Consider the following 9,728-nt stretch of genomic DNA (forward strand, 5'->3'; position numbering starts at 1 on the left):
CTCCCGGCTGCTGCGGTCGACCGTCGCCGAGCTGCACCCCGCCGTGCTCGAGCGGTTGGGCCTGGCCCAGGCGCTCCGAGACCTGGCCCGGACCACGGAGGCCCGCGGTGGCTTCGCCGTCACGCTCGAGCTCGACGGCTGGGAGGAAGGGGTGCGCAGCCCGGCCGACGGACTTCTCTACGCGACCGCCCGAGAGCTGCTGAGCAATGTCGTCAAGCACGCCGGGGCGAGTGCCGTGCACATCAACCTCGGCCATTCGGGTGAGCTCGCACAACTGGTGATCACCGACGACGGGCGCGGGATCCCCGACGGTGCGGTGGAGGCGAGCCTCGACGGTGGCCACATCGGGCTGGCGTCGCACCGCGTCCGACTCGAAGCGGCTGGCGGGGGCCTCAGCATGACCGGAGCAACTCCGTCGGGAACGATCGCCACGGTCGACGTGCCCTGCCCGCCCGCGAGGGCCAGCGGATCGGCGTAGAGCTCCCTCGGCTCGAGGCGCCTATTTCAGAAGTCCGCGCCGCATCGCTTCGGCGACCGCCGCGGTCCGGTCGGAGACGCCGAGCTTCTCGAACAGACGCTGGCTCTGGGTCCTGACCGCACTCACCCCCAGATTCAGCTCGGCCGCCACCTGGGGGATGGACCGGCCCCGAGCGAACGCCTGCAGCACCTCGAGCTCCTGATCGCTCGGCGCCGCCGTCTGGCCCTGGGCCCGATGCCGGATCTCGCCGGCGAGCTCGCCCGCCAGCTCGGGGGGAAGCACGGTCTGGCCCTCCGCCGCCCTGAGCACGGCGTCGACGATCTCCTTCCGGCGGGCGTCCTTGGAGAGGTAGCCAGCGGCGCCCTCCTCCAGCGCACGGAACACGACAGCGCTGTCGGCCACGGCCGACAGCAGCAGCACGCGGGTGGGCAGATCCTCGTCGACGACGGCGTGCACGAGGTCCAACCCGTCCATCTCGGGCATCTGGTAGTCCACCACGGCCACCGTGGGTCGCTCCCGCCTGATCACTTCCAACGCGTCGGTGCCGTTCTCTGCCTCACCAACGACGTCGATCCGCCCGCTCTCGCTCAGGCCGCGGGTGACGCCGTCACGGAAGAACGGATGGTCGTCGACCACGACGGTCCTCACCAGGCTCTGCGCCGATGCGGGTGCTGACTGGTCGCTGTGGTTGCCGCCCTCGGCGGTTCGCCCCGGCAGGACGACCGTCGACAGCGAGGTGTCCGGCATGGCGGCTGCGTTCGCCATCGGCAGGGCCCGGCTCATATCGTCGGCGGAGCTGAAGCGGCGCCCAGGGTCCTTCTCGAGCGATCGGAGGACGAGGGTGTCAAGCGCCGGCGGGACCTCGGGCCTCTCTGTCCGCAGAGAACGAGGTATCGCTTGCAGATGCTGGGCGATCACCCCCACCGGGATCTCCGCCTCGAAGGGCGGATGACCGGCCAGGCACTCGTAGAGCACGCAGCCGAGCGAGTAGAGGTCCGTCGCCGCAGTGGCCGATCGGGCGTCGAGCTGCTCAGGAGACGCGTAGGCGGGAGTTCCCATGAACTCGCCCATCGTGGTCACTCGCTTCGCGTCGCCCGCCGCCCTGGCGATGCCGAAGTCGACCAGCTTCGCCGTGCCGTCGGCGGCGATCAGGATGTTGGCCGGCTTGATGTCCCGATGGACGATGCCCTTGCCGTGAGCGTGGCTGAGCCCGGCGAGCAGCTGGCCGGCGATCTCTTCGGTCCGCTCCACTCCGAGATACGGCGACGTCGCTTCGAGCTCCCCCTGGAGGGACTCACCTTCGACCAGCTCCATCACGATGTAGTAGGTATCGCCCTCGTTCCCCGCGTCATAGACGGCGACGATGTTGGGGTGCTTCAGCGACGCCACGTGGATCGCCTCGCGCTCGAAGCGGTGTCGGAAGGCCTCGTCCGAGGCCAGCTGCTCGCTCAGCATCTTGACGGCGATCTCGCGGTCCAGCCGCCGATCGTGGGCGCGCCAGACGCTGGCCATGGCACCTGAGCCGATGTGGTCGAGTAGCTCGTACCGTTGGTCCAACACCCTCATCGACGTAGTCACCCTTCGGTCGCCGGCCATGTCCACCACACGGCGCGATCCTCGCAAGGCCAGTATGCCCGTCCCGACGAGAGTGCAGCCGGCGAGTCGCTGGGTGAGGTATTTGCCCGGTTCGTCCGGCTCTGGGGGGGAAGGGTGGTTCCCTTTGGTGTGGTCAGTTCCATCTTGTAATAGACGACATCATCGGTCATCCTTGAAGCTGATGAAAGGCGGCCCATCGACGTCCTCGACGAACAGCTGCCATACCGAGGAAGCGCTGCAGGTTCGGCAGGTCCTCGACCGGGTCGGTGACAAGTGGTCGATCCTCGTCATCTGCCTGCTGGCCCGGGGGACGCGTCGCTTCACCGAGCTGCAGCGCGAGACCGACGGCATCAGCCAGCGGATGCTGACGTTGACCCTGCGTCAGCTCGAGCGCGACGGGCTCGTGGCCCGGACCGTCCATGCCGTGGTCCCTCCCCGGGTCGACTACGAGCTGACAGAGCTGGGCGGCACCCTGCTCGCATCGGTCCAGTCTCTGACCACCTGGGCCATCGAGCACCGGCCCGATATCGCGACCGCCCGCGCCGACTACGACGCACGCCGCAGCTCGCTCGACAGCGAAGCGGCGGTGGCCCGATCCTGACGAGCCACAGATGATGGGGCTCGCACGCCGCGCGGCGCGGCGGATCATGGGCAGCGAAGAGGCAACGATCGCTCCGTTGACGGCCTCACAGGTGGCCTCGGCTGAGCTTCGCCTGGCGATCGCGGGCGATGTCGGTCACCCGTCAGCCGAGCTCGAGGTGAGCGTCGCCGCCATGGTGGACGAGCACGCCCGCCGGCCCTTCGACGGTCTGTTGCTGCTGGGCGACAATATCTATCCAGACGGTGACCCGGCCCGCGTCCACGAGGCGGTGTTGGACCCGCTCGGTCCGATCCTGGCCCGAGGCGTCGTCCTCGACGCCGTCCTGGGGAACCACGACGTCGACAGGGGCCAGCCCGACGAGGTCGCCCGCCGTCTCGGGATGCCGGCCCGCTGGTACGAGCGCCGGTTCGGGCCCGTCCAGCTGATCATGCTCGATTCCAACCGTGCCGGCGACCACGAGCAGCGGGCGTGGCTCGACCGGACGCTCGCCGAGAGTGACGCCGCCTTTCGAGTCGTGGCCCTCCACCACCCGCCGTACTCCGCCGGCTGGCACGGATCGTCGAGAGACGTGCGACGGGCGTTCGGGCCCGCCTTCGTGCGCCACGGCGTCGACCTCGTGCTCGCCGGCCACGAGCACGACTACCAACGGTCGAAGCCGATAAGAGGCACCGTCTACGTGGTGTCGGGCGCCGCCACCCATCTGCGGGCGACGGGCAGGCGACGCTTCACCGCCGCCGCCCATGCCCGGCACCATTTCCTCGACCTCTGGGTGATCGAGGGACGGGTCATCCTTCGACCCATCGGGCACGATCGCCAGCCTTTCGACCAGATGGTCCTTCCGATCGGCGGCGCCGGTGCGGCCCCCGTCGTAGCGTCTGCTCCTGGCAACCAGAGCGCCGGCTAAGACCGGGGGGCTCGACGAAGGGCTGGATGAGACTCCACATGTCGGAGTCGTCTCTCAGCACCGCTTCGATCCCGACGCTCCACCGGCTCCTGGAGACTAGTGGTCCGTTCCGGCGCCCAGCCGGGGTGGACCCGCCTGGGTGAACTTCGTGCCCACCGGGTCGACCGCCCACGGCGCCGTGACCTCCCACCGGTCCTCGTAGACCAACTCGGACAGCGGGCGTCGCCGCACAGGCCCGTGGCGGCCGGCCGGGCGTCCCAGTGTGATGGTGGCGTGCAGCGCGACATCGTCGGGGATGCTGAGGGCTGCCCGCAGCTCCTCGGCGACGAGGAGCTGGATCTGGGTCAGCACGCCGCCGAGGCCGACGGCGCGGGCCGCGAGAAGCAGATTCTGACAGGCGGGATAGATCGAGGAGCCTTCGAACGGATTGGCTTCCCGGTACCGGACAAGGCAGGCGAGGACGATGACCGGAGCCTCCGCCAGGCGCTCGGTGTAGTGGGTCATGCTCCTCGCCATCCGAGCCTTGGGGGACTCCGGCTCGAGTCCCGATCCCGTGGCGTAGCGATCGGTCGCCCGCTTGGAGGCCCACATCCGGCGGGCCGCCTCACCCAGCAGGCGACGAGCATCAGCGGCGTGCGGTCCGTCACGCAGCACAATGAACCGGAACGGCTGGCGGTTCGAGCCCGACGGCGCCCGGGTCGCCGCCCACAGCAAGCTGGCCAGCTCCTGGTCGGTCACAGGCTGGTCCGTGTAGCGGCGGATCGCCCGTGTCGTCCCCAGTCCTTCGAGGAGATCCATGTGCGAAGTCTCGCGTCTTCGCCGCGGCGTTGGTGAGTACGCGGCCCGCGGGGCGATGAGCGCCCCCCCGATCGGGCCCATCAGGGCACGAGGACGACCTTCCCAGCGACCTGGCGATCGAGCAGGTCGGCCATGACCTTCGGGCCGTCGACGAGCGGCTGCTCGGCCGGCACGGGCGGATGAAGGCGGCCGGATCCAACCATCTCCAGAACCTCGTCCAGCAGCTCGCGAGCACCGCTCGGGTCGCGCAGCGTCCATGCGCCCCAGTCGACACCGACGACCGTGCGGTTGTTGAGCAATACCTGGTTGAGGGGGACTCTGGGGATCGGCCCGGCGGCGAACCCGATGACACAGACCCGGCCCCCAGGCCCCGTCGCCCGCAGGGCTGGCTCACTGCGACCTCCCCCGACCGGATCGACGACCACGTCGACACCTCCACCTGAGAGCTCTCGGGCCCGGACCTTGAGGTCCTCGGCCTCGTAGGCGATCGTGGCCTCGGCACCCATCTCTCGGGCCGCGGTCAGCTTCTCTGGTGTCGACGCGGCACCTATCACGCGTCCGCCGAGAGCGACCGCGACATCGATGGCCGCCAGGCCGATGCCCCCGCCAGCGCCGAGCACGAGGATCCATTCGCCGGGAGCGATCCGGGTCCGTCGAGTGAGCGCGAACAATGCTGTGCTGTAGCTCTGCACGAGGGTGGCCGCTGGCCCGAACCCGGTGCCCGACGGGATCGGGATGGCCGAACCCTCGGGAACCACGACCTGCTCGGCGAACGCCCCGAACCCGCTGAAGGCGAGCACGCGATCGCCGACGCCGACCGCCCTCACACCGTCGCCGATCGCGCTCACCTCCCCTGCCATCTCGCTCCCCGGCACGAACGGTGTGGCTGGCTTGATCTGGTACTGCCCCTGGCAGATCAACCCGTCGACAAAGTTGACGCCGGCCGCCCGGACGTCAACGACGACCTGACCGGGACCAGGGATCGGCGCAGCGAGATCCTCCACGACCAGATCGCCGAGCGGGCCGAGCTGGCGGCAGACGAGGGCGCGCACGTCAGGCCTGAGCCAAGTCGTCGAGGATCTTCGCAAGCAGCTCGGGCGCAGCGGTCGCCACGTCATGGTTCGCGTCGATGTCGATGACCTCGGCGCCTCCCATGTTGGCGATCATCAGCTCGGCCTGCTTGGGCGGAATGACCCGGTCCTGGAGACAGCGGACGTAGGTGCGCGGCAACGATGGTGGCACGCCTGCCCAGGTGAAGGGCTCAAAGAGTGGACCGGGCGCCTCGTGCCCCATCCTCGGCCCGTTCTCCACCACCTCGAGCTCGGTTTCTACGGGCCGCTCCCCGGGGCGCAAACCGCCGATCGTGAGGCCCGCCGTCGACTCGAACACCTGCTGCTCGTGCTCGATGGTCATCTCCTTCAAGCCTGGCTTGAGGAAGTCGGCCGGCCGGGTGCCTTCGGCGGGCACGGTCGCGGCGACGAAGACCATCCGACGCACACGGTGCGGAGAAAGGGCCGCGACACCCGGGATCACATAGCCACCTGAAGAATGGCCGACCAGGAGCACCTCACCCAGGCACTCGATGTCTTGAGCGACGGCCCGAACCCAGTCGTTCCGTCGGATCCTGGACAGGTCGGCGGGCCGGTAGCGACGGCCCGGGAGGTCGACCGCCACCGACGGCGACTGCAGATGTTCTCCGACCTGGTCCCACATGGTCGAGGTCATCGTGCCGCCGTGCACCAGCACCAGGGTGGGCAGGGCGCTCACCGCCCGGTCACAGCCCAAAGGGCGGCTTGCCCATCTGGTCACGGACCGTTACGACCTCGGAGTTGGTGAGGCTGCGACGTTGCCAGTTGGCCCCATCGACGACGAGGGTGTGGCCGGAGATGAAGCGGGCGTAGGGTGAGGCGAGGAAGGTGGCGGCCCATCCGAGCTCCCGCAGTCGGCCTACGCGCATCGCCGGCTGGCACCGGTCCTTCTCGTTGGTTCGGTCGAGGTTGCCCTTGATGTCGGCGCTCATGTCCTCGTGTGGGAACAAGCCCGGCACCAGGCCGTTCACCTGGATGCCGTAGGGACCCCACTCGACGGCGAGCGTCTCGACCATGTTCTTCACGCCGGCCTTCGCCGCAGCGGAGTGGGCGAAGCCGGGGCCCCCAGTCCACGCGTAGGAGGCGCCGATATTGATGATCGATCCCGGCGTGCCGGCACCCAGGTGGCGGCGGGCAAACTCGCGGGCACAGTAGAACGTGCCGTTGAGGGTGATGTCGACCACGGTCCGCCAGGCATTTGGCGACATCTCCTCGGTCGGAACGGGAAAGTTGGCGGCGGCGTTGTTGACAAGCACGTCCGGGAGGCGGAGATCCGTCTCGGCGGCGTCGAAGGCGGCGGCGACCTGGTCGGGCTGGCGGATGTCGCACGCCACGGTCACGACGGTCGTCCCCAGCTCGGCCAGCGCCTTCTTCCCTTCCGAGAGATGCTCGGGCCTGCGGCTGGCCAGCACGATGTCAGCACCGAGGCGGGCGAACTCTGTGGCCGTGGCCCTACCTAGACCGGTGCCACCACCGGTCACGAGGACAGTGCTGCCGCTGAACGTGTGCACCGGCAGCGCGGTGGCGCCCACCGGCGGCGGCTCGGGCAGACCAATCGTTTCGGTCATGTAGATGTCCTCAACTTCCGGTGGTGCGCATCTCCGACGTCGGGGTCGTGCCTGCCCCGGTGGGATCGACTCGTGTGCTCCCCGAGCTCGCAGGAGGCGGCAGTATATGAGTCGCAGGCAGCACCACCCGAATAATATATCTGATGCAAGAAGACGAACGATCGGCGATCCCGCCCAAGGAGAGAACTGCCATGGAGATAGCAAAGAAGAAGGCGGTGGTCGTCGGGGGGGCCTCCGGGATGGCCAGGGCCACGGCCGAGATGCTCCGTGCTCGCGGAGCCGACATCGCCATCCTCGATCTGGCGAACTCAGCGGGTGATGAAGCGGCGGCCGAGATCGGCGGGGGGACAACCTTCCACCCCTGCGACATCACCGACGACACTGGCGTCGAGGCGGCGCTGGCGGACGCCATGGGCCAGCTCGGCGGACTGCACATCGCCGTCAACACGGCCGGGGGTGGGATCGCCAAGAAGACGCTGTCCAAATCGGGGCCCCACCCGCTTGACGACTTCCGGGGCGTCATCGAGCTGAACCTCGTCGCGACATTCAATCTCAACCGGCTCCAAGCCTCGTACATGAGTACGAACTCCGACGAAGACGAGGAACGGGGTGTGATCATCAACACGGCGTCGATCGCCGCCTTCGAGGGTCAGATCGGTCAGGTCGCCTATGCGGCTGCGAAGGCCGGGATCGTCGGCATGACGTTCACGATGGCCCGCGATCTCGGCAGCTACGGCGTCCGGGTGAACGCCATCGCGCCCAGCCTGTTCCACACGGGCATCACGTCGGGGATCCCCGCTGACTATGCCGACGCCCTCACCGCTGGCGCCGCCTTTCCGAAGCGCATGGGCCGGCCCGAGGAGTACGCCCGGCTGGCATTGGCAATCATCGAGAATCCCATGCTGAACGGCGGCACCATCCGTCTCGACGGGGGCCAAAGGTTCGCTCCGAAGTAGTCCGTTCGCCCCGGCTTGAACTGCTCAGTCGTGAACGTGCGATCGCTCGACCTCATGAACTCTGTGGCATGGTGGGTGTGGCGGACCCGGTTCGACGCTCAGCGGAACGAGTAGCGCACCGGCAGGTGCTTGACCCCCGAAACGAAGGCGGACTCCGACCACTGAGGCGGCCCGACCAGTTCGATGTCATCGAGCTGCGGGGAAAGGCGCGAGAGCATGGTGCGGACTTCTCGGCGGGCGAACTGTGAGCCTAGACAGAAGTGGGCTCCCCCACCGAAGGAAATGAGCCTGTCGGCGTCACTGCGACGCACATCGAAGGTCATCGACTCGCTGAACACCTCCTCGTCCCGATTGGCACTCGGGTACGAGAGCAGCACCCTGCCGTTCCTCGGGATCGTCGCGCCCCCGATATCGATGTCCTCTGTCGCATAGCGCAGGAAGTGCCGGACAGGGGTCGTCCAGCGGATGCATTCGTCAGCGGCAGCGATGGCGAGCTCGGGGTCGTCCCGTATGGCCCATAGCTGTCCCATATCGCGAAGCAGGGCCTCCATACCGCCTGCGAGGGCGTACGACGTGGTGTCGTGTCCGGCGGTCGCCACGATGATGTAGTACCAGAGCCGTTCGGCGTCGCCCATGGGGCAGCCGTCGGGCTGACCATTGGCGATGAGGGTGGCCAGGTCGTCGGCCGGGTGCGTTCGGCGGTCCTCGGTGAGCTCGTTGAAGTACTGAATGAACTTCATGACCGACTCGATGACACGGGCCTCAGGGTCGGCGGCGTCCCCCAGAAACTCGGGGTCGGCCGCACCGAAGATTCCCTGGGTCAACTGCAGCATCAGCGGCTCGTCTCGCTCCGGCACGCCGTAGATGTCCATGATCACCCGGAGGGTGTACGGCTGAGCCACGTCCTGGGCGAAATCGCATTCCCCGCCGAGGTCGCGCATCCGGTCGATGAACAGATCAGCGAGAGCGTCGATGCGCGACTGCCGGTGCTTGACGGCGGCCGGCTTGAACCAGTCATTCGTGACCTTGCGGTGATCGCCATGCTCTTTTCCGTCCAGATGCACCAGCGTCCTGGGGGCCGGTATGCCGGCCGCGAGCATCCGTGTCCAGTCCTCCTCCGGTCCGAGGACCGAGCGGCTCGTATTGAGCCACCGCTGGTTGTCCCTCGCCACCGAGAGGATGTCATCGTGGCGGGTGAGCACCCAGAAGGGCTCGAAGCCGTCCAGCTCGACCGGCAGTACCCGATTGGCCTTGCGGATCTGGGCCACTTCCTCGTGCCAGGCGTCCATGTCGGCCCACCTGTGCGGCATGGCAAACAGGCCTCCGATGTGCTCGCCGACCGCTGTGCTCCTCGTTGAGGTCATCCGTCCCTCCGTCCGAACGAGGCTGGAGCCTAGGTGGGCGATACCAAACTCTATGGTATGGCAGCGCTGGCAAGTCGCGTCGGACGCTCGCTGTGGCATCAATGAATGCGGTCGTCACAGCCGCTGCAGCACTTCTCCTGCGGATAGCCAACCGGGTGAGCGGGACTCTCGTGCCGTCTCGTTGGCGAGCGACTGGAGTAACTCGTTCACCGGCGTCGGTAGACCCATCGAGCGACCCTGGAGCACTATCTCGCCGTTCAGGTAGTCGCTCTCCACGCGGCCCACTCCGCGGACGACGCTCTGCCATGTCGACCCGGCGGCCCGCGAGCGCCCCTCGATCTCGCTCACTTGCCACCGTTCCCAGCGCCTGTGGAC

General features: G+C 68.2%; 11 protein-coding genes. 4 read left to right on the top strand and 7 right to left on the bottom strand.

The genetic code is table 11. From position 1 onward, the window contains the following. The coding region (locus VGF64_07295) for an ATP-binding protein (GenBank protein ID HEY1634544.1) at positions 1-478 on the top strand (478 nt) is incomplete at its 5' end. Positions 479-499: 21 nt separating this feature from the next. Here the strand turns inward: VGF64_07295 and VGF64_07300 are convergent. After that, entirely contained in the window at positions 500-2,044 is a 1,545-nt protein-coding gene (locus tag VGF64_07300) for a protein kinase (GenBank protein HEY1634545.1), read from the bottom strand. A 211-nt stretch (positions 2,045-2,255) separates the two neighbouring features. Between VGF64_07300 and VGF64_07305 the strand changes: the two genes are divergently transcribed. Next, positions 2,256-2,675: a helix-turn-helix domain-containing protein gene (locus VGF64_07305; protein HEY1634546.1), complete on the top strand. Its 420-nt coding sequence runs from the start codon at positions 2,256-2,258 to the stop codon at positions 2,673-2,675. 10 nt (positions 2,676-2,685) lie between these two features. Further along, positions 2,686-3,579: a metallophosphoesterase gene (locus VGF64_07310; GenBank protein HEY1634547.1), complete on the top strand. Its 894-nt coding sequence runs from the start codon at positions 2,686-2,688 to the stop codon at positions 3,577-3,579. A 96-nt stretch (positions 3,580-3,675) separates the two neighbouring features. On the opposite strand, the gene VGF64_07315 is transcribed toward VGF64_07310, so the two are convergent. From VGF64_07315 to VGF64_07330, 4 genes are all read right to left on the bottom strand, one after another. Next, on the bottom strand, positions 3,676-4,377 hold the full coding sequence (locus VGF64_07315; GenBank protein ID HEY1634548.1) for a nitroreductase family protein: 702 nt from the start codon (positions 4,375-4,377) through the stop codon (positions 3,676-3,678). Positions 4,378-4,457: 80 nt separating this feature from the next. Continuing rightward, positions 4,458-5,429, bottom strand: a complete 972-nt coding sequence (locus VGF64_07320; protein HEY1634549.1) for an NADPH:quinone oxidoreductase family protein — start codon at positions 5,427-5,429, stop codon at positions 4,458-4,460. A gap of 1 nt (position 5,430) precedes the next feature. Continuing rightward, positions 5,431-6,144: an alpha/beta fold hydrolase gene (locus VGF64_07325; protein HEY1634550.1), complete on the bottom strand. Its 714-nt coding sequence runs from the start codon at positions 6,142-6,144 to the stop codon at positions 5,431-5,433. A 7-nt stretch (positions 6,145-6,151) separates the two neighbouring features. After that, positions 6,152-7,033: an SDR family oxidoreductase gene (locus tag VGF64_07330; GenBank protein HEY1634551.1), complete on the bottom strand. Its 882-nt coding sequence runs from the start codon at positions 7,031-7,033 to the stop codon at positions 6,152-6,154. Positions 7,034-7,224: 191 nt separating this feature from the next. Between VGF64_07330 and VGF64_07335 the strand changes: the two genes are divergently transcribed. Beyond that, a complete protein-coding gene (locus tag VGF64_07335) occupies positions 7,225-7,989 on the top strand; it encodes an SDR family NAD(P)-dependent oxidoreductase (GenBank protein ID HEY1634552.1) in 765 nt (254 codons plus the stop codon). 98 nt (positions 7,990-8,087) lie between these two features. Here the strand turns inward: VGF64_07335 and VGF64_07340 are convergent, their stop codons facing one another. Together VGF64_07340 and VGF64_07345 are read right to left on the bottom strand one after the other, a co-directional pair. Then, positions 8,088-9,353: a cytochrome P450 gene (locus tag VGF64_07340; protein ID HEY1634553.1), complete on the bottom strand. Its 1,266-nt coding sequence runs from the start codon at positions 9,351-9,353 to the stop codon at positions 8,088-8,090. 114 nt (positions 9,354-9,467) lie between these two features. Next, the coding region (locus VGF64_07345; protein ID HEY1634554.1) for a ketopantoate reductase C-terminal domain-containing protein at positions 9,468-9,728 on the bottom strand (261 nt) is incomplete at its 5' end.

It is taken from the genome of Acidimicrobiales bacterium (assembly GCA_036491125.1).
Taxonomy (GTDB): Bacteria; Actinomycetota; Acidimicrobiia; order Acidimicrobiales; family AC-9; genus AC-9.